Genomic DNA, 21842 nt, shown 5'->3' with positions numbered 1-21842 from the left:
TCACCTCCGCATTCCGGTCGAGGCGTCCTGGTCCAGGTCGATCCTGCGCTGGGCGGGAGGACCGCCCGGCACCGCGCCGGGGCTGCCCTGCCCGCCCTCGACGTCCTCCTCCGCCGGACGTCCGGTGAGGCTGAGGAACACGTCGTCCATCGTGGGCCGGCGCAGACCGGCGTCGAGGATGCCGACCCCGGCGGAGTCCAGCCGCCGCAGCGCCTCCACGAGGCACGCGGCGCCCCCGGAGACCGGCGCGACCAGCCGGCGGGAGTGCCGCTCCACGACCACCTCGCCCACCGCGATCGCCTGCAGCGCGGCACGGGCGGCCTCGACGCCGGCGTCCTCGGTCACGACGACCTCGATGCGCTCGCCGCCGACCTGGTCCTTGAGCTGGTCGGCCGTGCCGCGGGCGATGACGCGGCCGTGGTCGATCACCGCGATGTCGTCGGCGAGGCGCTCGGCCTCCTCCAGGTACTGCGTCGTCAGCAGCAGCGTCGTGCCGCCGCGGACCATCTGCGAGAGCAGGTCCCACATGTCCATGCGGCTGCGCGGGTCCAGCCCCGTCGTCGGCTCGTCGAGGAAGAGGACCGGCGGCTCGGCCACCAGGGCCCCCGCCAGGTCCAGGCGACGGCGCATGCCGCCGGAGTAGGTCTTCGCCGGCCGGTCGCCGGCCTCGGTCAGCCGGAACAGCTCCAGCAGCTCCCGGGCGCGCTCACGGCTGCGCCTGCGCCCCAGGTGGTAGAGCCGCCCCACCATGTCCAGGTTCTCGAACCCCGTCAGGTGCTCGTCGACCGCCGCGTACTGGCCCGACAGGCCGATGCGCCGCCGCACCTGGCGCGGCTCGCGCAGCACGTCGACGCCCGCGACGGTCGCGCTGCCCTCGTCGGGCTCCAGCAGCGTCGTCAGGATCCGGACGGTCGTCGTCTTGCCGGCCCCGTTCGGGCCGAGCAGGGAGAGCACGGTGCCCTGGGGCACCACCAGGTCCACGCCCGCCAGGGCCGTGACCTTCCCGTACCGCTTCACCAACCCTCGTGCAACCACTGCCTCCGTCTCCGCCATGTCCCGACCGTAGGGGTGACCTCGGACACACCGCCTCGGCTTTTCGTCGCTGCTGCGCGCGCTGGGCCGGACGGGTGAGGCCGACCCCCTAGGGTCTGCGGGTGACCCACGACGACCCCACCCCGCGCCTCGACGGCGAGCGCGCGCGGCAGCTCGACTCCCTGCTGCAGCGGGCGCGCGCCTGGATGGCCGACGACCCCGACACCGCCACCCGCGACGAACTGGCCGCGGTCCTCGCCCGCGCCGAGGACGACGACCCCGCGGCCCTCGCCGACCTCGCCGACCGCTTCTCCGGCTTCCTGGAGTTCGGCACCGCCGGCCTGCGCGGTGCCCTCGGGGCCGGCCCCCGCCGGATGAACCGCGCCGTGGTGCAGCGCGCCGCCGCCGGGCTGGGCTCCTGGCTGGTCCGCACCCTCGACGGCGCCCGCCCGCGCGTGGTCGTCGGTTACGACGCCCGCCACGGCTCCGCCGACTTCGCCGCCGACTCCGCCTCGGTGCTCACCGGCGCGGGCTGCGAGGTGCTGCTGCTGCCCCGGCCGCTGCCCACCCCCGTGCTGGCGTTCTGCGTGCGCGACCTGGACGCCGACGCCGGGGTGATGGTGACCGCGAGCCACAACCCGCCGCAGGACAACGGCTACAAGGTCTACCTCGGGGGCCGCGCCGCGAGCGAGGAGGGCCGCGGCGTGCAGATCGTCCCGCCCGCGGACGCCGGGATCGCCGCCGCCATCGACGCGGTCGGGCGCCTCGCCGACCTGCCGCGCCCGGACGGCGGCTGGACCTCGCTCGGCGAGGAGGCGCTGCAGCGCTACCTCGACGCGGTCACCGGCGCGGTGGGCGGCACCACCGACGGACCGGCGCTGCGCGTGGTCGCCACCCCGCTGCACGGGGTCGGCGGCGAGGTCCTCCTGGAGGCATTGCGCCGCAGCGGGTTCGACGACGTCGCCGTGGTCGCGGAGCAGGCCGAGCCGGACCCGGACTTCCCGACGGTGGCCTTCCCCAACCCCGAGGAGCCCGGTGCGCTGGACCGGGCGCTGGCGCTGGCCGCCGAGCGCGACGCCGACCTCCTCCTCGCCGTCGACCCGGACGCCGACCGCTGCTGCGTGGCGGTTCCCGAGGCAGGTTCCTGGCGGGTGCTCACGGGTGACGAGCTGGGCTGCCTGCTGGCGGAGTGCATGGCCAGGCCGGGGCTGCTGTCGGAGGAGGGCCTGCCCGCCGGCGCGGTGCTCGCCTGCTCCGTCGTCTCCTCCCAGCTGCTGCAGCAGATCGCGGCCCACCACGGTCTGCCGTTCGGCCCGGCGCTGACCGGTTTCAAGTGGATCGCCCGGGTCCCCGGCCTCGCCTTCGGCTACGAGGAGGCCATCGGCTACTGCGTCGCCCCGCACGTGGTGCGCGACAAGGACGGCATCAGCACCGCCGTCCTCGTCGCCCGCGCCGCGCAGGCGCTGCGCCGCGACGGCAGGGGCCTCACGGACGTCCTCGACGAACTCGCCGAGCGGCACGGGCTGCACGCCACGGGGCAGGTGTCGCTGCGGGTGGACGACCTGTCGCTGGTGCCGCAGGCGATGGCCCGCCTGCGCAGCACCCCGCCGACGGAACTGGCGGGGGCGGCTGTCACCGGCACCGAGGACCTGGCCGAGGGAGTGGACGGGCTGCCCCCCACCGACGGGCTGCGCTTCCGCACCGCCGCGGGGGCCCGCGTGGTCGTGCGCCCGAGCGGCACCGAGCCGAAGCTGAAGTGCTACTGCGAGGTCGTCGTGCCCGTCGACGGGGACCTCCCCGCCGCACGCGCGAGGGCCGCGGAGGCACTGCAGGCGCTGCGCCGCGACATCGCCGCTGCCACCGGCCTGGGCTGAGGCGGCGGGCCGGCCGTGCCTGCACCGCCCGGATGCAGGCACGGGATCCGGGCTTCCCCCGGGCGTGGTGACGAGGACGACGACGAGGCGCGGGAGTTCCGCGTCGGGGTGCGGGGGGACGACATGAGGGACGAGCCGCTGGACCTGCGCAAGGACCCCTACGCGCCGCGGCCGGAGGGGCCCGGCGGGCCGACGCCCCCGGGAACCGGGCCCCACGAGTTCACGCCCCACGGGTCCACGCCCTACGGGAGCGGCGCCCACGCCCCGACCCGTCCGCCCCAGACCCCTCCCGCCTCCTCCCCGCTGCCCGGCATCGCGGTCGCCGCGCTCGTGGTGAGCTGCACCGCGTTCGTCCTGGGCCTGGCGCCCGTGCTCGGCTTCCTCCTCGGCGCGGCCGGGGTCGTCCTGGCGGTCGTGGCGCTGCGGCGCAGGGCACGGGCGGGGCTGATGGCCCTGTCGATCGTGCTGAGCTCGCTGGCCCTCCTCGCCAGTGTCGGGTCGACCGCCTTCTGGATCCTCGTCGCACAGGACGTGCGCGACTCCTCCGCCGCGAACCGGGACGAGGACGTCGAGGAGGACGGCGGAGGAGTACCGCTCCCCGGCGGCCCCGCCCTGCCCGCCGACGCCCTCCCCGACGGCGACCACCTCGTCGGGGAGAGCGTCCAGCCCGGCCTCTACCGCAGCCTGACCCCGGCCGGGGAGAACTGCTACTGGGAGCGCACCAGCGGGCCCGGCGACGACGCCGACGCGATCATCGTCAACGGTGCGGGCCCCGGTTCCGCGGTCGTGGAGGTGCTGGCCGGCGACTACGGGTTCAACACCAGCCGGTGCGGCGGCTGGGTGCCCGTGGACCCCACCCCGCAGGTGCGGGAGACGATCGGCGACGGCGACCACCTCGTCGGCATCGACGTGGCCCCGGGCGTCTACACCGCCGGCAGCAGCACCGCCGACTGCTTCTGGAAGCGCAGCAGCAGTGCCGCCCAGGGCCGCGACGACACCATCGACATCGAGGCGGGACTGGCCCACGCAGTCGTGGAGATCAAGCCCGGGGACGTGCTGTTCACCTCGCACGAGTGCGGGGAGTGGACGCGGGAGGACGGGCAGCCGGACCCGCTGGGCCCGCCCGTTCCCGACGGGGACCACCTCGTCGGCGACACCGTCCTCCCCGGCGTCTACCGGGCCGTCGGCATCGACGGCGAGGAGTGCTACTGGGAGCGCGACAGCGCGCTCGGGCGCGAATCCGACGGGCTCCTCGCGAACTCCTTCGGCGCGGGACCGGCGATCGTCGAACTGCTGCCGAGCGACCGGCGGTTCTCCAGCACCCGCTGCGGCGGCTGGGTCCCCGTGGACCGCACCCCGGACCTGCAGGACGTGTTCGGCGAGGGCGACCACCTCGTGGGCGTCGACATCGCTCCCGGGCGGTACGCCGCCGAGCGACCGGAGGAGCTGTGCCGCTGGGTGCGGGGCCGCGACGCGACCCACGACCGGGGCGCCGAGATCGAGGGCGACTACGCCGACGGCCCCGTCACCGTCGAGATCCTGCCCACCGACGTCCTGTTCAGCTCCGAGTCCTGCGGCGAGTGGCGCCGGGTCGGCTGACGCCGCAGCGAGCCCGGGCCGTCAGCCGACGTCGACGAACACCGGGTTCGTGTAGCACCAGAGGTCGTCCCACGGGTCGCTGTCGCCGATGACGTCCACCAGGGGGTGCCCGTCGTCGCGGCAGTGCCGGCCGTCGCTCGCCCGGAACCGCAGGTACAGCGGATCGGCGACACCGCGCAGCACGAACTCGAACCGCTGCCGGCCGCGGGCGCGGGCGGGCACCTCGAACGTCTCGACGACCCGGGTCCCCGGTGCCTCGAACAGGTCCGCGTCGGCGTCCGCGACCCGGCCGGTGACCGTGCCGGCGATGACGTCGATGCGCGCCACCCGCGGCACCTCCCCCGCCCCGTTCGGGACGGAGGCCGGGTCCAGCAGCAGTTCCACGTGGACGTCGTCGCCGCGGTCGATGCGCAGGCGAGACCCGAAGGTGACCCCCGGGCCGGACGCCCCCGGGCCGGTTCCGGGCCGCACCCTCGCCTCGATCGCGTCGAGCAGCCCGCCGTGCGTGACGAACACCCGCCCGGTGCGCAGCGCCGCCATCACCGCGCGGTGGTCGCGGCTCTGCGCGCCGACGTAGGTGCGGCTGTAGAAGCCGGGGGCGAAGTCGACGTAGCCGTGCTGGGGGGTGCCGGTCTGCACCGGCACGCCGCGGTGGCCGTGCTCCTCGTAGAACGCCCGCGACGGCTCGCCGACGACGACGGTGTCCATGTGGTCGAAGTGGTTGTCGGAGTTCGCCGTGATCCACCACGGCAGTCCCTCGGCGAGCAGGCTGTCCCACAACCCGCCGACCCGGGCGGTGGCCGCGTCGAAACCGCCCCAGGTGCGGTACTGGTCGACGTCGTAGCCGGGGAAGGACAGCGGCCCGGGGAACTCGTCGTACTGCCCGCGCCCACGCGCCCGGCTGTACGGCTCGGGCAGGGCCGCGGCCTGGTGGCCGGGTGCGCCCTCCCAGCCGACGAAGACGCCCGGGGCGGCGTCGCGCCACTGCCGGATGCGCGAGGGGTCCAGACGGCCGGTGCGCATGGGGTGGTTGCCGAGGACGAGGGCGGTGTCGACGGTGCCGCGCTCCAGCTCGGCGCACATCCACGCCAGTGCCTCCAGCCCGAGCCGGCGGGCAAGCTCCCCGCCCTCCGTGGAGTGCCGCAGGAGCCGCGGGCCCGCGGGGTTGGAGGCGGCGGCGAGGATGTCGCCGTCCCAGCGCCGCTCGAACTCCTCGAGGAACGGCACGGTCCGCTCGTGCGGGGGCACGATGACCGTGGCGTGCTCCGCGCCGGGGATGTTCCACTCCAGCCCCTGGAACACCAGCGGCGAGTACCGCTCGCGGGCCGCGGCGATCTCCGGGGCCTGCCGGGCAACGGAGAGCTTCTGGTGGTCCGGGCCGCCGTGGTCGGTGATGACCATCCAGTCCAGGCCGCACTCCTGCCCGCGCCGGACCTGGTCGTCGATGGTGTACATCGCGTCGCGGGAGAACGTGGTGTGGATGTGGTGGTCCCCCGCGTACCAGGAGAAGCGCCGGTCGTCGCCGTCGCTGGGGGCCTCCTGGACGGGACCGGGCAGGTGGCTGTGGGGGTGCGCGGGCACGGCCCCACCCTGCCATCCGGCCGCCGCGCCTCCCGCGCCGGTCCTCCCGCCGGGCGGCCTCCCCGACCGTAGACTGCGCTGCGTGACGGGGCTGCCACCCACCGCGGACGGCACGGAGGTGCGCCCCGCCGGGGCCCTCCGCTCCGCAGCCGGCCTCCTGCCGCGGTACCCGGTCGTCGTCCCCGGACCCGCCGCCACCGGCGGCCCGGTCTCCCCGCTCCCCGACCCCGTCACAGGTTCGGTCCTCGCGGAGGTGGCCGAGGCGCTGCCGGCCGACGTCGAGCGGGGCCTGGACGCCGCCGCCCGCGCCCGCGACGAGGCCTGGGCCTGGGCCGGCAGCGCCGACCGCGCCCGCCACCTCCTCGCCCTCGTCGACGCCCTCGCCACCGAGGTGCGCCCGCTGGCCGCCACCGACGCCCTCACGCGGGGGCGCCCGGCCGCCCTCGCCCTCGCGGAGGCCGAGCAGCTCCCCGACCGCGCCTTCTCCGCCGCCGGGTGGGCCGACAAGCTCGACTGGGCGCCGCTGGGGGGTGCCGCCGTGGGTCTGGTGGCCGTCCTCGCCGGCTGGCGCACGTCGCCGGCGGCGCTGGTGGTCACCGCCGTCGCCGCCCTGGCCTGCGGCAACGCGGTCCTGCTGCGCCCGCGCCCGCCCGCCGCTCCCCTGGCGCACCGCCTGGCCGAGGCCGCCGAGCGCGCCGGGCTGCCCGCCGGACTGGTGACGGTGCTGCCCGGCTCCGCCGCCGAGGCCGACGCCGCCCTGCTGCGCGGGGTGGGGGCCGTCCGCGCCGGTGGCCGGGCGGAGGAGCTGCGGGCGCTGCGGGTGGCGATGGCGGAACGGGGAGCGGTGCTGAGCGCGGACCCGGACGCCCTCACGGCGGAGGTGGTGCTGCCCGCCGCCGACCTGGGCGAGGTCCTGCCCGCGCTCACCGCTGCCCTGCGCGAGGGGGCGGCCGGCCGGCCGGGCGGGACGCTGGTGCTGGCGCCGCAGGCGGTCCTCGACGAGCTCGCCCCGGCGCTGCAGGAGGCCGCCGACGGCCTGCGCCTGGGGGACCCGCTGGACCGCGCCACGGACGTCGGGCCGTGCCCGTCGCCGGAGCTGGCGGCGGATGCGGTCGCCGCACTGGGCGCGCGCGTGCCGCGGACGGTGCCGCTGGGCGGCTGGTGGTGCCCTCCCGGCGTGCTGCGCCAGGCGGGGCGCCGCCCGGCCCTGCCGCCGCCGGGGCCGGTGGTGGCCCTGCGCAGCGCCCCGTCGACGGCTGCCGCCGCGGCCGACCTCGCCCGCTACGGCGCCGCCGGGGCCGTCGAGGTGCGGGTCTGGGGCGCCCCGGCTGCCGAGGTCGCGCACCTGGCGGACGTGCCGGGCGTGCGCAGCGTGCGCACCGGTCCCGGCGGGGACGACGCGTGGGCCCCGGTGGCCGTCCTGGCGCAGATGGCGGCCTTCCGTGGCTGAGCGCGCCGGGGCCCGGGTCCTGCGGTCCCTCCCCTCCCGTCCCCCGCTGGGCGGCGGTGCGCGCACGGCGCCCCGCGAGCCGGCGGAGCTGCTGGCCGCGGCCGCGGCGGCGGCGCAGGAGTGGTGGCGGCTGGCCCCGGTGGCGCGTGGACGGGCGCTGGCGGCGCTGGCCGCGGAGGTCGAGGGGCGCCGCGGCCCCTTCGTGAGCGAGCTGCGCCGCAGCGGCCGGCCGCTCTCCGCGGCGCTGGGTGAGGTCGAGGCCGCGGTGGACCGGCTCGTGTGGTGGGCCGGGTGGTCCGACAAGCTCGACCTGCTGCCCGCCCCGGTGACCTCGCGGGGGCGGGTGGTGGAGCGCAGCGCCGGGGTGGTGCTCACCCTCGCCCCCACCACGCACGTCCTCCTCGGTGCGGTGTCGGTGCTGGCTCCCGTGCTGGTGGCGGGCGGGGCGTGCGTCCTCGTGCCGGGCCCCGGCGGCACCGGCGCGGCGCTGCAGCTGGCGGACGCCTCGGTGGTGGCGGGCATCCCGGTGGGGCTGGTGACGGTCCCCCAGGGCAGCGGGGCGGGGCGGCTGGGCGTGCTGGACCGGCTCGCCCCCGGGGTGGACGCCGTGGACGCCCGCGGTGGTGCGGGCCTGGAGGAGGGCGCGCTGCGGGCCCTGCGGGTCGCCGCGGCGGAGCACGACCGGGTGGTGCTGGCGCCGCTGGCCGGGGAGGTTCCGGGCCTGGCCGAGGGCTCCGCGCCGGACCCGGGCTGGCTGTTCCCGCTGCGCCGCAGCAGCACCGTCCGCTCGTAGCGTGCCCAGCCCGACTCCGGAGAGGACCCCTTCCGTGGTCCGGAGGCGGATCGGGACCACGGAAGGGGTCCTCCCCGGGCGTCAGCCGACCGGGAGGAAACCCTCTGCGCGGGGAACGGCGCCTCAGCCCGCCGCGTGGCGGGGGGTGCGCCCCTGGGCGGCGGCGAAGCCGGGCTCGACGACCGAGCTGATGATGCGGATGCGCTCGTCGTAGGGCAGGAAGGCGGCGCGCGCGGCGTTCGTCGTCGCCCAGCGCACGTCGTCCAGCGTCCAGCCGGCCTGCTCGACGAGCAGCGCGAACTCCCGGCTCAGCGAGGTGCCCGAGACGAGGCGGTTGTCGGTGTTCACGGTGACCCGGAAGCGCAGGTCCTTCAGCAGCGTCACCGGGTGCTCGGCCACGCTGCTCGCGGCCCCCGTCTGGACGTTGCTCGTGGGGCACAGCTCCAGCGGGATGCGCCGGTCGCGCACCCAGGACGCGGTGCGCCCCAGGCGGACCCGGGGGCGGCCGGCGTCGTCCGTCCCGCCGAGGACCTCGATGTCGTCGACGATGCGGACGCCGTGGCCGATGCGCTGGGTGCCGCAGACGGCGACCGCCTCGCGGATGCTCTCCAGGCCCGCGGCCTCACCGGCGTGGATGGTGACGGGGAACTCCCCCTCGTGCAGCATCCGGAACGCCTCGAGCTGGCGCGTGGGGGGGAAACCGGCCTCGGCGCCGGCGATGTCGAAGCCGACCACGCCGGCGTCACGGTGTCGCAGGGCCAGTTCGGCGATCTCCAGGCCCCGCTCGGCGTGGCGCATCGCGGTCACGAGGGTGCCGACCCGGATGGTGCGGCCCTGCTCGGCGGCGAGCTGCTCACCGCGGCGGAAACCCTCCTCGACCGCCAGGACGACCTCGTCCAGGCTCAGGCCCTGCGTGAGGTGCTGCTCGGGGGCGTAGCGCAGCTCCCCGTAGACGACGCCGTCGGCGGCGAGGTCCAGGACGGTCTCGGTGGCGACGCGGGCGAGGGACTCGGCGTCCTGCATCACGGCGGTGGTGTGGGCGAAGGTCTCCAGGTACAGCTCCAGCGACCCGGAGTCGGCCGCGGTGCGGAACCACTCGCGCAGCTCGTCGGGATCCGTCGTCGGCAGCGCGTGACCGTTCGCCGAGGCGATCTCCACGATCGTCTCGGGGCGCAGGCCGCCGTCGAGGTGGTCGTGCAGGGAGACCTTGGGGAGCGCGCGGACCGTGTCGAGCAGGTCCGCGGTGGGGGTGGGGACGTCAGCTGCCATGGTGCGAGCCTAGGGCCGCACCACGGCAGCGGTCGGGCCGGTCGGTCGGGCTGGCCGGGCCGAGCGGGTCGGGGTCAGCCGGCCCGCTCGGAGGTCACGTCCGCGCTGAGGGACTCCACCGGCTCGCTGAGCAGCTCGGCGGCGTTGACGACCTGGTTGCGCCCGCTGCGCTTGGCCGCGTACATCGCGACGTCGGCGTGCTCGACGAGGGACTCCGCGTCCGGCGCGCTCGCGTCGAGGCCGGCGACGCCGATGCTGGTGGTGACGCCCTCCACCGAGAACTCCACGGTCTCGCGGACCCGCTCGGCCACGTCGAGCCCCTCCTCCAGGGTCGCACCCGGCAGCAGCAGGGCGAACTCGTCGCCACCGAGGCGGTAGGCGCAGCCCGGCGGGACGTGCTCGCGCAGGACGAAGGCGACGGAGGCCAGCACCGTGTCGCCGCGGCGGTGGCCGAAGGTGTCGTTGACCTGCTTGAACCCGTCGAGGTCCACCAGCACGAGCGTGAGCGGGCGCCCGCCGCGCTGGGCCGCGCCCAGCTCCTCGCGCAGGGTCTCGTGGAAGCTGCGGTGGTTGCGCAGACCGGTGAGGGCGTCGGTGGTGGAGCTCTGCAGGGCCTGCCCGTGGCGGTTGCTGAGCTGGCGGCCGCCCAGGAGGTAGAACGCCGGCATGGCCAGCGCGAGCCCGAGCGCCAGGGTGAGCAGGAGGACGCTGCGCAGGTCCGCGACCTGCTGGCGCACCTCGTCCCCGGAGCGGACGACCTCCAGGACCCCGTGCTCCTGGCGCAGCAGCAGGGGCACGCGCACGACCTTGTCGCGGCCGTCGGCGTGGACGGTGGGCTCGCCGCTCCGGCTGACGGCGAGCACCAGGGCAGCGGTGGCGTCGTCGACGCGGCGCTTGACGATGCGCTGCGGGTCGAGGGCACCGCGGAAGGCGGTGGCCTCGGCGCCCTCGTGGACGGAGTGGGCGCCCACGTCGTGGCGGGGCCGTCCGACCGCGAGGACGAGGCCGGTCGCGTCCAGCAGGGCCACCCGGTGCACGCCGGGGCGCGCGGCGAGGTTGTCCAGGGCCTCCTCGGCCTCCAGGAGGCCCGCGCCGGGGGCGTTGTACAGCTCGCGCAGGACCTTCGCGTCGGCGGAGTGGTCCGAGGCCAGCTGCTCGTCGGCCCGCTGCGTGACGGTGTGGGCGACGAGGCCGTACTGGACCCCGCCGACGGCCGCCAGCGTCAGCCCGAGGCTGAGCATCATGCGCGTGGCGAAGCCGAGTCCCCGCTTGGGGGATCCGGACGAGGCGGCCTTGGTGAACATGCCATGAGTCTCGACACGCGGTGAGCGGGAGTGCACCCCGAGTCGACGGATTCACCTCCACGGCTCAGTCGCGGGGGCGGGCGCGCCCGAAACGCCCGCCCCGCAACCGGTCCTCAGGCGGTGATGCGCTCCCGCACCAGCGGGACCGCCGCCGCCCCACCGCCGACGGCGATGCCGCCCTCGAGCGCCTGCAGCGCCCACTCGAAGCGCTCCGGGGTGTCCGTGTGCAGGGTCAGCAGCGGCTGACCGGCGCGCACCCGCTCACCGCGCACGGCGTGCAGCTCCACCCCCGCACCCGCCTGCACGGCCTCCTCCCGGCGCGCGCGGCCGGCACCGAGGCGCCAGGCGGCCACGCCCACCGCGAGGGCGTCGACCGTGCTGAGCACCCCGTCGGCCTCGGCGGTGACGACGTGGGTGTGCCTGGCGGTGGGCAGCTCCGCGTCCGGGTCCCCGCCCTGGGCGGCGATCATCCGCCGCCACGCGTCCATGGCCCGCCCGTCGCGCAGGGCGTCGGCGGGGTCGACGTCGCGGATCCCCACCGCGTCGAGCATCTCCCGGGCGAGGACCACGGTGAGCTCGACGAGGTCGGCGGGGCCACCGCCGGCGAGGACCTCCACCGACTCCCGCACCTCCAGGGCGTTGCCGGCGGTGCGGCCCAGCGGGGTCGACATGTCCGTGATGAGGGCGCGGGTCTCGACCCCGGCGTCGGTGCCCAGCGCGACCATCGTCGTCGCCAGCTCCCGCGCGAGGTCGAGGTCCTTCATGAAGGCCCCCGAGCCGACCTTCACGTCGAGCACGAGCGCCCGGGTGCCCTCGGCGATCTTCTTGCTCATGATGGAGCTGGCGATGAGCGGCACGGCCTCCACGGTGCCCGTGACGTCCCGCAGGGCGTACAGCTTGCGGTCGGCCGGCGCCAGGTCGGCGGTGGCGGCGCAGATGACGGCGCCGACGTCGCGCAGCTGGGCGTCGACCTCGTCCAGGCTCAGCGCCGCGCGCCAGCCCGGGACGGACTCCAGCTTGTCCAGCGTCCCGCCGGTGTGGCCGAGGCCGCGGCCGGACAGCTGCGGCACGGCCGCGCCGCAGGCGGCCACCAGCGGCGCCAGCGGCAGGGTCACCTTGTCGCCGACGCCACCGGTGGAGTGCTTGTCGACCGCGGGGCGGGGCAGCCCGGAGAAGTCCAGCCGCGAACCGCTGGCGATCATCGCCCGCGTCCAGCGGCTGATCTCCGCGCGGGTCATGCCCCGCAGCAGGATCGCCATCGCCAGCGCCGACATCTGCTCCTCGGCGACCTCCCCGCGCGTGTAGGCGTCGATGACCCAGTCGATCTGGGCGTCGCTCAGCGCGCCGCCGTCCCGCTTGGTGCGGATGACGTCGACCGCCGCGAACTGCTGGCTCACTCCTGCACTCCCCCCGCACCGGTCCGGCCCGCAGGGGCCCGGCGCGTCTCGTCGTTGCCGGGTGCGCGTCGCGCCCCGTCGTCCTCCGGCGCGCGTCGCGCCTCGTCCTCGAGGTCCGCCGGCCCGAAGGCGTCCGGCAGGACCTCCGTCATCGCCACCACTCCGCGCGCGGAGTCCACCAGCAGCGAGGGCCCGCCGAACTCCCACAGCAACTGCCGGCAGCGCCCGCACGGCATGAGCACCCCACCGGCGCCGTCCACGCAGGCGAAGGCGACCAGTCGGCCGCCACCGCTCATGCGCAACTGCCCCACGAGGGTGCACTCCGCGCACAGCGTCAGCCCGTAGGAGGCGTTCTCGACGTTGCAGCCGCTGATGACGCGGCCGTCGTCGACGAGCGCCGCAGCGCCGACGGGGAAGCGGGAGTAGGGCACGTAGGCCCGCTCCGCGGCCTCCCGCGCCGCCGCCCGCAGCGCCTCCCAGTCGACCCGCGGGCCCGGTGCCGCCTGCGCACCGTCCGTCGCGTCCACGCTTCCGGGATCCACGCTTCCGGGATCCACGCTTCCGGGATCCACGCTTCCGGGATCCACGCTTCCGGGATCCACGCTTCCGGGATCCACGCTCACCTGGCCGGGTAGGGCTGGTTGCTGGCGGCGGGCGGGCGGACCCGGCCCACGAGCCCGGCGACCGCGAAGACGGTCACCAGGTACGGCAGCATCGCCAGCAGGCTGGAGGGCACGGGCACCGGCGTCTGCAGCGTCCCGACGAGCTGCTGCAGGGCGGTGGCGAAGCCGAACAGCAGCGCCGCCGCGGTCGCGCCCCGCGGGCTCCACCGGCCGAAGATGACCGCCGCCAGGGCGATGAACCCCTTCCCGGCGGACATGTTGTCGGTGAACGTGCCGATCGTGCCGATCGACAGGAACGCCCCGGCCAGCCCCGCCAGCGCACCGCCGGCGATGACGTTGACCCAGCGCACCCGCAGGACGCGGATGCCGACGGTCGCCGCCGCCTTGGGGTGCTCGCCCACGGCGCGCGTGCGCAGGCCCCAGCGGGTCCGGAACAGCACGACGTCGACGACGACGATCAGCGCGAACATCAGGTAGACGATGATGTTCTGGTTGAACAGCAGCGGCCCGAGGACCGGGATGTCCGACAGCAGCGGGATCGCGATGGGCTGCAGGAAGCCGTTCGGGGAGTTGTAGCGCTGCGGGTCGCGCTGCAGCAGCGCCTCGTACGCCCAGCCGGTCAGCCCCAGGGCCAGGGCGTTGAGGACGACGCCGAGGATGACCTGGTCCACCCGGTACTTCAGCGCGAACAGCGCCAGCAGCACACCCATCAGCGCACCGGCGACGACCGCCGCGACCACGCCGACACCGAGGCTGGCGGCGAGCGAGGCACCCACCGCACCGGCGAAGGCCCCGAGGAGCATCTGCCCCTCGATGGCGACGTTGACGACGCCGCTGCGCTCGCAGAGCACACCGGCCAGCGCACCCAGGATGAGCGGGGTGGCGAGGAACACGCTCGCCCGCAGGATCCGGGTGATGTCGACACCCGCGCCCGCCGCGCCGCTCTGCGCCCAGCAGAGGAAGCTCACGACGAAGCACACGGCCGCGAACGCGACCACGAACGGCGCCCACCGGCGCGGGAAGCCGCGCACGGCCTGCCACGCCGCCACGAGCAGGACCGCCACGCCGAGGGCGATGGGCGTCCCCGGCACGGGCAGGGTGAACGCGCCGGTGTCGCCCGCGACGCGGAAACCCGCCTCGGCGCGCTCCCCGGCACCCAGGCCCCAGCCGAGGATGCACGCCAGGCCGGCGACGGCGAGGACGCCCGCCCCGGCGAGGCGGCGCCCGGGCGGCGGCGGGGCGTCGACGTGCTGGTGGCTGGGGACCATCTCCGGGACCACGGGCCCGTCGGCGGGCCCGACGGGTTCGGTGGCCGCACCGGCTGGACGAGCGCTCACCGGGCACCTCCGAGGGCGAGCTGGGAACCGGCCCCGGCCCCGGTGCGGACGCGGAAGACGGTGCGCACCAGGGCGGGTGCGGCGATGAACAGGACGATGAGCGCTTGCAGCACGCCGACGAGGTCCACGGGGACGCCGCTGACGGACTGCATCTGGACGGCGCCCGCGCGCAGCCCGCCGAACAGCAGCGCCGCCCCCACGACCCCGGCCGGGCTGTTGCGTCCGAGCAGGGCCACGGTGATGGCGTCGAAGCCGATGGTGCCCGCGACGCTGCCGGTCACGCTGCCGGTCACGCCGAGCACCTGGGTGCTGCCGGCCAGCCCGGCGAGCCCACCGGCCAGCGCCATCGCCAGCACCTGGGTCCGCCCGACGTTGATCCCCGCGGTGCGCGCCGCGTCGGGGTTCGCCCCGACCGCACGCAACCGGAAGCCCGGCGTGCTGCGGGTCAGCAGCCACCACGCGCCGGCCGCGGCGAGGGCGGCGAGGAGGAGGCCGAGGTGCAGGCGCAGCCCCCCGCCGAGCAGCAGCGGCAGCCGCGCGGTCGGGTCCACGGTCTCCGAGATGGCCTGCCCGTACGGCGGTCGCTGGAACCCGGGCACGCCGAGCAGGAAGCCCAGCAGGTTCAGCGCGATGTAGTTCAGCATGATCGTCGTGATGACCTCGTGGGCGCCGGTGCGGGCCTTCAGCCAGCCCACCAGGCCGCCCCACAGGGCACCGCCGAGGATCCCGCCGACCAGCGCGAGGAGCAGGTGCAGGCCGACGGGGAGGTCGAGGGCGAAACCGATCCACGCCGCGCAGATCGCGCCGAGGATGATCTGCCCCTGGGCCCCGATGTTGAACAGCCCGGTGCGGAAGGCAAGCGCGACGGACAGCCCCGCCAGGACCAGCGGGGTCGCGTTGACGAGGGTCTCCGACAGCGGGCGCAGCGCGGCCCAGACCGAGCCGGTCTGCGCGGGGTTGAACACCGCCCCGTGGAACAGCGCGGTGTAGGCCTCGACCACCGCCCAGCCGGCCTCGGTGAAGGTGTCCAGGGGGTAGCTGAAGAAGTAGCCGGCAGCGGTGCGGGTGCGCTCGTCGCCGATGGCGATGAGCACGGCACCCACGAGCAGGGCGCCGACGACCGCCAGCAGGGTCACCAGCCACTCGCCCGTCCGGCCCCTGCGGGCGGTGGTGGCGCGTTCGGTGGTCACGCGGTGCTCTCCGGTGTCGAGGGGGCGGTGGTGCGGGTGCCGCCCGTGGGCTGCGAGCCGGCCATCAGCAGGCCGATCTCCTCCGAGGGGGCGTCGGGGCCCACCTCGCCGGCGATCCGCCCGCGGTACATCACCGCGATGCGGTCGGCGAGGGCGCGGACCTCGTCGAGCTCCGTGGAGACGAGCACGACGGCGGCACCGGCGTCGCGCTCCCGGATGATGCGCTGGTGGACGAACTCCTGGGAGCCGACGTCCACGCCGCGGGTGGGCTGCGCGACGACGAGCAGCCGCAGCGGGCGGGACATCTCCCGGGCGAGGACGACCTTCTGCTGGTTGCCGCCGGAGAGCGTGCTGACGGCGGCGTCGGCCGAGGAGGTCCGGATGTCGAACTCCTCGATGCGCTGCTCCGCGTTGCGCCGCAGCGCCGCCCGGTCCAGCGAGAACCCCTTGGAGTAGGGGGCGGAACCCACCAGGTCCAGCACGAGGTTCTCGATGATGCTGAAGGAACCGACGAGGCCGTCGTGCAGGCGGTCCTCGGGCACGTAGCCGACACCCCTCGCCAGGACGCGGTCGACGGGCTCACCCGTCACGTCCGTGTCGTCGATGCGGATGCGGCCCGTCTGCGGGCGCAGCAGCCCGACGATGCAGCGGGTCAGCTCGGACTGGCCGTTGCCGTCGACCCCCGCCAGCGCGAACACCTCGCCACCGCGGACGGTGAAGGAGACGTCGTCGACCAGGACCGTGCCGTCGTCGTCGACGACGCGCAGGTCCTGCACCTCGAGGACGGGCTCCGCCGGCGTCGCCGGGGCCTTGTCCACGACGAGCTGGACGGGACGGCCGACCATGAGCGCCGCCAGTTCCTCCGAGGAGGACGTCGGCGACGCCTCCCCCACGACCTTGCCGCGGCGGATGACGGTGATGCGGTCGGCGACCGCCCGGACCTCGCGCAGCTTGTGGGTGATGAAGACGATCGACGTCCCGGCGTCCGCGAGCTCCCGCATGACGCGCATGAGGTCGTCGGTCTCGCTGGGGGTGAGGACCGCCGTCGGTTCGTCGAGCACGAGCACCTTCGCATCGCGCACGAGCGCCTTGACGATCTCCACGCGCTGCTGCACGCCCACGGCCAGGTCGGCCACGAGCGCGTCGGGGGGCACGGCCAGGCCGAAGCGCTCCGACGTCTCCCGGACGAGTTCGCGGGCGCGGCGGGTGTCGAGGAACCCGCCCGCACGGGTCTGCTCCGCACCGAGCACGACGTTCTCCGCGGCGGTGAAGGTCGGCACCAGCATGAAGTGCTGGTGGACCATCCCGATGCCCGCGGCCATCGCGTCGCCCGGCCCGCCGAAGCGGACCGGGCGGCCGTCGATGACGATCTCACCCTCGTCGGGCTGGTACAGGCCGTAGAGCACGTTCATCAGCGTGCTCTTGCCCGCACCGTTCTCCCCGAGGAGGGCGTGGACCTCGCCGGGGCGCACGACGAGGTCGATGCCGTCGTTGGCGGTGAGGGAGCCGAACCTCTTGGTGATCCCTCTGAGTTCGAGCTCCACGCCAGCCCTACTCCTTCGGCTGGCTCTGGGAGGTGATGGTGATGGAGCCGTCGATGATGCCGGCCTTGACCTTGTCGAGGTCGGCCTTCAGCTCGGCCGGCACCTGGGAGTCGAACTCGTGGAACGGCGCGATGCCGGTGCCCTCGTTCTCCAGGGTGCCCAGGTACTGGCCCTCGGGGAACTCCCCGCCGGCGGCGGCCGTGGTGTACTCCTCCACCGCGCCGCTGAGGTTCTTCGTGACGCTGGTGAGGAAGAACGGGCAGTACTGCGCGGCGCTCTCGCAGCCGTCGGTGTCGACCCAGATGAGCTTGACGTCCTTGCCCTCGGCCTTGGCGGCCTCGGCGGCGGCGCCGGCGCCCAGGCCGGACTGGCCCGCCACCGGCAGGACGATGTCCGCACCCTGGGAGATCAGGGTCTCGGTGATGGAGCGGCCCTTGGCCTGGTCGAGGAAGTCCTCGGAGAAGGAGCCCTGCTGGGTGGTCTCGTCCCAGCCGAGGACCTGGACGTCGGTCCCCTTCTCCTTGTTGTGGTGCTGCACGCCCTCCCAGAAGCCGTCCATGTAGGCGGTCACGGGCGGGATGTTCAGGCCGCCCCAGGTGCCGACCTTGCCGGTCTTGGTCATCCCGGCGGAGAGGTAGCCGGCGAGGAAGCCGCCCTCGGCGGTGTTGAACTGCATGCCGTAGACGTTGTCCGCGGCCGGCGCCGCGTCGATCTGGGCGAACTGCTGGTCGGGGTTGGCCGTGGCGACCTCCTCCACGGCGTCGGTCATCAGGCCACCGACGGCGATGACGGTGTTGCAGCCCTTGCTCACCTGCGCCTGCAGGTTGGGCACGTAGGCGGCGTCGTCCGTCGACGGCACGTGCGAGATCTCGATGTCCGGGTTCGCCTTCTGCGCGGCCTGCAGGCCGGCCCAGGAGGACTGGTTGAACGAGCGGTCGTCCACGCCGCCGACGTCGAGGACCATGCACGCGCTGAACTTCTCCTCAGCGGCTCCGCCGGTGGCACCCGGGGTCGCCCCGGCACCCTCGTCGGGGCGCTCCCCACAGGAGGCCAGCAGCAGGGCGGCAGCGCCGACGGCGGCGGCGCGCGCGAAAGTCTTGGTCACGAGTTGAACCCTCCAGACGGACCGGGTGGGCACCCGGGCTGGGACACTGTAGGTGGAAGTCCACCCGTTCAGGAGCCCGACCACAGGAGATTGTCCAGTCGTTACCTGGCTGCAACGCACATCACCCCCGCGCCGCAACCTGCGGGCACCCCCCGGCGGGCGCGGGCGGCTCAGCGGGCGGTCGCGCTGCGCGGGTCGGGGCCCCAGGGCGGGCCGTCCAGCGCGGCGCCGGGGGCCACGGCAGTGGCCACCAGCAGGCGGGCGCCGACCTCGATGCACCCCTCGTCGGGCGCGTAGTCGCCGCGGTGCAGGTCGTAGGTGGGTCCGCCCGGGGTGCGGGTGCCGAGGCGGGCCATGGCGCCGGGCAGCTTCTGCAGGTACCAGGCGAAGTCCTCCCCGCCCATCGACTGCCGGGTCATCTCGACCCCCGCCGGCCCCAGCTCCGCGCGCGCCGCCGCGTCGAGCACCGCGGTGGCCCCAGGGTCGTTGTCGACCGGGGGCACCCCCCGCACCAGCGTCACCTCCGCCTGCACGGCGTAGGGGCGCACGAGGTCGGCCACGACGTCCTCGACGATCTCACCCGCGTGCAGCCAGGCGTCGCTCTCCATGCAGCGCAGCGTCCCGGCCACCCAGCCCTCGCTGGGCACCGCGTTGGGGGCCTCGCCGGCGCGGACCGCGCCCCAGGTGAGGTTGAGGCCCGAGCGGGGGTCGACCCGGCGCGTGAGGACGGCCGGCAGCTGCGTCACCACCTGCCCCAGGGCGAAGACCAGGTCGCCGGCGAGGTGCGGGCGGGAGGTGTGCCCGCCCGTGCCGCGCAGGTGCACCCGGACGTTGTCGGAGGCGGACGTGATCGGCCCCGCCTTGAGGCCGACGCGCCCCACCTCCAGGCTGGGGTCGCAGTGCAGGCCGTAGACGGCGGAGAGCCCGTCGACGGCCCCGGCCGCGACCACGTCGATCGCACCCCCGGGCATGACCTCCTCCGCCGGCTGGAAGATCAGCCGCACGGCCCGGGGCAGTCCGCCCGCGCGGTGCAGGTCGGCCAGCACGAGGCCGGCCCCCGCGACGCAGGCGGTGTGGATGTCGTGCCCGCAGGCGTGCGCCATCCCCGGCACGGTCGAGGCGTAGGGCAGCCCGGTGGTCTCCTGCAGGGGCAGGGCGTCCAGGTCGGCGCGCAGGCCGATGCGCGGCTCACCGTCGCCGACGTCCGCGACCAGCCCCGTGCCCGGCAGCCGCTGCACGCGCAGGCCCGCCGCCGCCATGCGGTCGGCGAGCAGGGCCGTCGTGCGGTGCTCCGCGCGGCTGCGCTCGGGGTGCGCGTGCAGGTCCCGGCGCAGCGCGAGCACACCGCCCGACCCGTGCAGGTGGGGCGCCAGCAGCTCGGCGAGGGAGGTCACAGTAGGTCGACGCTAGAGCACGTCCCCGCGGTCGGCCTCGCGACAGCGCTCGACCAGGCGCTTGACCTCCTGCGCCCGGGCCCGCGTGGTCACCATGAGCGCGTCCGGGGTGTCCACCACGACGAGGTCGTCGACGCCGAGCAGGGCGACGACGCGGCCGGAGGAGGGGACGACCAGGCCGCCGGCCACGCCGTCCGTCACGACGAGGTCCGGGTCGCCGAGCACCCGCGGGCGGTCGACGTCGGCCGGCAGCAGCTCCGCGAGGGAGGAGAAGTCCCCCACGTCGTCCCAGCCGAAGGTCGCCGGGACGACCGCGACCCGGCCCACCGCGGCGGCCGGCTCGGCCACGGCGTGGTCGATGGCGAGCGAGGGCAGCGTGGCCCAGCGGTCGGCGAGGACGGCGTCGCGCTCGGGGGTGTCCCAGGCGGCCGCGATCTCCACCAGACCGGCGTGCAGCTGCGGGACGTGCTCGGCGAGCAGGTGCAGCAGCACGTCGGCGCGGGCGACGAACATGCCCCCGTTCCAGCGGTAGTCGCCGGTGGAGAGGTAGGCGGAGGCGGTGCGGGCGTCCGGCTTCTCCTTGAACTGCAGGGCCCGACGGGCGCTGGGGGCACCCTGCAGGCGCAGGCGCTTGCCGAGACGGATGTAGCCGAATCCGGTCGCCGGGTGGGAGGGGGCGATGCCGATGGTCACCACGAAGCCGCGCCGGGCCGTGACGACCGCCTCCTCCACGGCGGACTCGAAGTCGTCGCGGCCGGAGATGACGTGGTCGGCGGCGAAGGAGCCCACCACGGCCTCGGGGTCGCGGCGCACCAGCACCGCGGCGGCCAGCCCGATGGCGGCGGCGGAGTCGCGCGGGCCGGGCTCGGCGAGGATGTTGGCGGCGGGCAGGTCGGGCAGCTGGGCGGCCACGGCCTCGGCATGGGAGCGCCCGGTGACCACGAGCGTGCGGGAGGCCCCCGCCAGCGGCTCCAGGCGGTCCCAGGTGGACTGCAGCAGCGTGCGCCCGCGCCCGGTGAGGTCCAGGAGGAACTTGGGCCGGTGGCTGCGGGAGAGCGGCCACAGCCGGGTGCCCGCCCCGCCCGCGGGGACCACGGGGTAGAAGTCGCTCAGGTCGATCGTGCCGTCCTCGAGGTCCGGCTCGGCCCACTCGAACGCGCCCGGGCCGGCGCCGGGGTCCTCCGGTCCCCCGGAGGCCCGGGTCTCGTCGCTCGCCATGGTGAGGAACCTACCGGGGGGCGGGGCCGGGGGACCGCGGGGCGTGAGTCCTTCGTCACAAACGCCGCGGGCGCGGCCGTCTCGAGCGGACCGTGAGCGACCGGGTGCCTACGATGTTGCTCGGACGACGCCGTTCCGCCCCGGGTGGTCCGCCCCGGGTGGTCCGACCTGTGACGGCCGTCCACGGACGACGAGGAGGACGCCGGTGGCCACCAGCCTCACACCCACCGCGAAGGACGGGCCCAAGCGCCCCGTCGGGACCCTGTACCGGGGGCGGGAGGGGATGTGGTCATGGGTCGCGCACCGGATCAGCGGTGTGGCGATCTTCTTCTTCCTCTTCGTGCACGTCCTCGACACCGCCACGGTGCGCATCTCGCCCGAGGCCTACGACGCCGTCATCGGCCAGTACAAGAACCCCGTCATGGGCGTCGGCGAGCTCGGCCTCGTCGGGGCGGTGGTCTTCCACGCCCTGAACGGGATCCGCATCATCCTCGTGGACTTCTGGTCCAAGGGCACCCAGCACCAGCGCAAGCTCTTCTGGGGCGTCGTGGTGCTGTTCACGCTGATGATGGTGCCGTTCGCCATCCGCCACCTCACCTTCGTCTTCGGCCACTGAGGTCCCCATGAGCTCTTCGACCGACACCCAGGGCACCGGCGCCTACGCCCCCGCCCTCGAGTCGCCCCGCTCCCCCTACCGCCGCGGCAAGCCCACCCGCAGCAACTGGGAGCTGCACGGCTGGCTCTTCATGCGCATGTCCGGCGTCCTGCTGCTGGTCATGGTCTTCGGCCACCTCTGGGTCAACATGGTCGCCGGCGAGGGCATCAACCAGGTCGACTGGAGCTTCGTGGCGGGCAAGTGGTCCAGCCCGTTCTGGCAGACCTGGGACCTCATCATGCTGTGGCTGGCCCAGCTGCACGGCACGAACGGCGTCCGCACCATCATCAACGACTACGCCGAGCGCGACGCCACCCGGTTCTGGCTGAAGATGGCGCTCTACACCGCCACCCTCGTCGTGCTGGTGCTCGGCACCCTCGTCATCTTCACGTTCGACCCCTGCATGGACCCTGCGTCCACGCTCGAGGTCTGCCGCACCGGCAGCGCCGGCTGATCCGGCGCAGAGAGGCAGCAGCC

18 protein-coding genes are annotated in these 21842 nt (G+C 75.3%); 6 read left to right on the top strand and 12 right to left on the bottom strand.

Annotated features, from left to right (window positions below):
* On the bottom strand, positions 1 to 1053 hold the full coding sequence (locus CLV92_RS05890; RefSeq protein WP_104431859.1) for an ATP-binding cassette domain-containing protein: 1053 nt from the start codon (positions 1051 to 1053) through the stop codon (positions 1 to 3).
* Between the two features lie 185 nt (positions 1054 to 1238).
* Between CLV92_RS05890 and CLV92_RS05885 the strand changes: the two genes are divergently transcribed.
* Positions 1239 to 2906 carry a phosphohexomutase domain-containing protein gene (locus CLV92_RS05885; RefSeq protein ID WP_104432004.1) on the top strand — a complete coding sequence of 556 codons (1668 nt, stop codon included), beginning with the start codon at positions 1239 to 1241 and terminating at the stop codon, positions 2904 to 2906.
* 123 nt (positions 2907 to 3029) lie between these two features.
* Positions 3030 to 4505 (top strand): Rv1352/Rv1906c domain-containing protein, encoded by a 1476-nt coding sequence (locus tag CLV92_RS05880; RefSeq protein WP_146099430.1) that lies wholly within the window; start codon positions 3030 to 3032, stop codon positions 4503 to 4505.
* 21 nt (positions 4506 to 4526) lie between these two features.
* Here CLV92_RS05880 and CLV92_RS05875 read toward each other — a convergent pair whose 3' ends face one another.
* Positions 4527 to 6086: a PHP domain-containing protein gene (locus tag CLV92_RS05875; RefSeq protein ID WP_158257146.1), complete on the bottom strand. Its 1560-nt coding sequence runs from the start codon at positions 6084 to 6086 to the stop codon at positions 4527 to 4529.
* Positions 6087 to 6168: 82 nt separating this feature from the next.
* Here CLV92_RS05875 and CLV92_RS05870 point away from each other — a divergent pair, with 82 nt between their 5' ends.
* Both CLV92_RS05870 and CLV92_RS05865 read left to right on the top strand, forming a co-directional pair.
* Complete coding sequence (locus CLV92_RS05870; protein ID WP_158257145.1) at positions 6169 to 7536, top strand: aldehyde dehydrogenase family protein; 1368 nt, start codon at positions 6169 to 6171, stop codon at positions 7534 to 7536.
* The gene (locus CLV92_RS05865; RefSeq protein ID WP_158257144.1) at positions 7529 to 8329 is read left to right on the top strand and encodes an aldehyde dehydrogenase family protein; all 801 of its coding nucleotides are present in this window, start codon (positions 7529 to 7531) and stop codon (positions 8327 to 8329) included. Before CLV92_RS05870 ends, CLV92_RS05865 begins: the two co-directional genes overlap by 8 nt.
* 123 nt (positions 8330 to 8452) lie before the next feature.
* Here CLV92_RS05865 and CLV92_RS05860 read toward each other — a convergent pair whose 3' ends face one another.
* The 10 genes from CLV92_RS05860 to CLV92_RS05815 form a co-directional block, all read right to left on the bottom strand.
* Positions 8453 to 9598 carry an adenosine deaminase gene (locus tag CLV92_RS05860; RefSeq protein ID WP_104431854.1) on the bottom strand — a complete coding sequence of 382 codons (1146 nt, stop codon included), beginning with the start codon at positions 9596 to 9598 and terminating at the stop codon, positions 8453 to 8455.
* 74 nt (positions 9599 to 9672) lie between these two features.
* Complete coding sequence (locus CLV92_RS05855) at positions 9673 to 10902, bottom strand: GGDEF domain-containing protein (RefSeq protein ID WP_104431853.1); 1230 nt, start codon at positions 10900 to 10902, stop codon at positions 9673 to 9675.
* Positions 10903 to 11015: 113 nt separating this feature from the next.
* Positions 11016 to 12299: a thymidine phosphorylase gene (locus CLV92_RS05850; RefSeq protein WP_104431852.1), complete on the bottom strand. Its 1284-nt coding sequence runs from the start codon at positions 12297 to 12299 to the stop codon at positions 11016 to 11018.
* The gene (locus CLV92_RS05845; protein ID WP_104431851.1) at positions 12296 to 12826 is read right to left on the bottom strand and encodes a cytidine deaminase; all 531 of its coding nucleotides are present in this window, start codon (positions 12824 to 12826) and stop codon (positions 12296 to 12298) included. Before CLV92_RS05845 ends, CLV92_RS05850 begins: the two co-directional genes overlap by 4 nt.
* A 92-nt stretch (positions 12827 to 12918) precedes the next feature.
* Positions 12919 to 14259 (bottom strand): ABC transporter permease, encoded by a 1341-nt coding sequence (locus tag CLV92_RS05840; protein ID WP_245886455.1) that lies wholly within the window; start codon positions 14257 to 14259, stop codon positions 12919 to 12921.
* Positions 14256 to 15449, bottom strand: coding sequence for an ABC transporter permease (locus CLV92_RS05835; RefSeq protein WP_104431850.1), 1194 nt, complete (start codon positions 15447 to 15449; stop codon positions 14256 to 14258). Before CLV92_RS05835 ends, CLV92_RS05840 begins: the two co-directional genes overlap by 4 nt.
* A complete protein-coding gene (locus CLV92_RS05830) occupies positions 15446 to 16993 on the bottom strand; it encodes an ABC transporter ATP-binding protein (protein ID WP_104431849.1) in 1548 nt (515 codons plus the stop codon). Before CLV92_RS05830 ends, CLV92_RS05835 begins: the two co-directional genes overlap by 4 nt.
* A 7-nt stretch (positions 16994 to 17000) precedes the next feature.
* The gene (locus CLV92_RS05825) at positions 17001 to 18098 is read right to left on the bottom strand and encodes a BMP family lipoprotein (RefSeq protein WP_104431848.1); all 1098 of its coding nucleotides are present in this window, start codon (positions 18096 to 18098) and stop codon (positions 17001 to 17003) included.
* A 170-nt stretch (positions 18099 to 18268) separates the two neighbouring features.
* The gene (locus CLV92_RS05820) at positions 18269 to 19492 is read right to left on the bottom strand and encodes an amidohydrolase (RefSeq protein ID WP_104431847.1); all 1224 of its coding nucleotides are present in this window, start codon (positions 19490 to 19492) and stop codon (positions 18269 to 18271) included.
* 12 nt (positions 19493 to 19504) lie between these two features.
* The gene (locus tag CLV92_RS05815) at positions 19505 to 20710 is read right to left on the bottom strand and encodes a mannose-1-phosphate guanylyltransferase (RefSeq protein ID WP_104431846.1); all 1206 of its coding nucleotides are present in this window, start codon (positions 20708 to 20710) and stop codon (positions 19505 to 19507) included.
* Positions 20711 to 20915: 205 nt separating this feature from the next.
* Between CLV92_RS05815 and sdhC the strand changes: the two genes are divergently transcribed.
* Positions 20916 to 21326: a succinate dehydrogenase, cytochrome b556 subunit gene (gene sdhC, locus CLV92_RS05810; RefSeq protein WP_245886454.1), complete on the top strand. Its 411-nt coding sequence runs from the start codon at positions 20916 to 20918 to the stop codon at positions 21324 to 21326.
* Between the two features lie 7 nt (positions 21327 to 21333).
* Positions 21334 to 21819, top strand: a complete 486-nt coding sequence (locus CLV92_RS05805) for a succinate dehydrogenase hydrophobic membrane anchor subunit (RefSeq protein ID WP_104431844.1) — start codon at positions 21334 to 21336, stop codon at positions 21817 to 21819.
* Positions 21820 to 21842: the final 23 nt, after the last annotated feature.

Source organism: Kineococcus xinjiangensis, from assembly GCF_002934625.1.
Lineage (GTDB): Bacteria > Actinomycetota > Actinomycetes > Actinomycetales > Kineococcaceae > Kineococcus_A > Kineococcus_A xinjiangensis.
The sequence above is the reverse complement of the archived record's forward strand: the minus strand, read 5'-3'. Positions and strand labels throughout refer to the sequence as shown.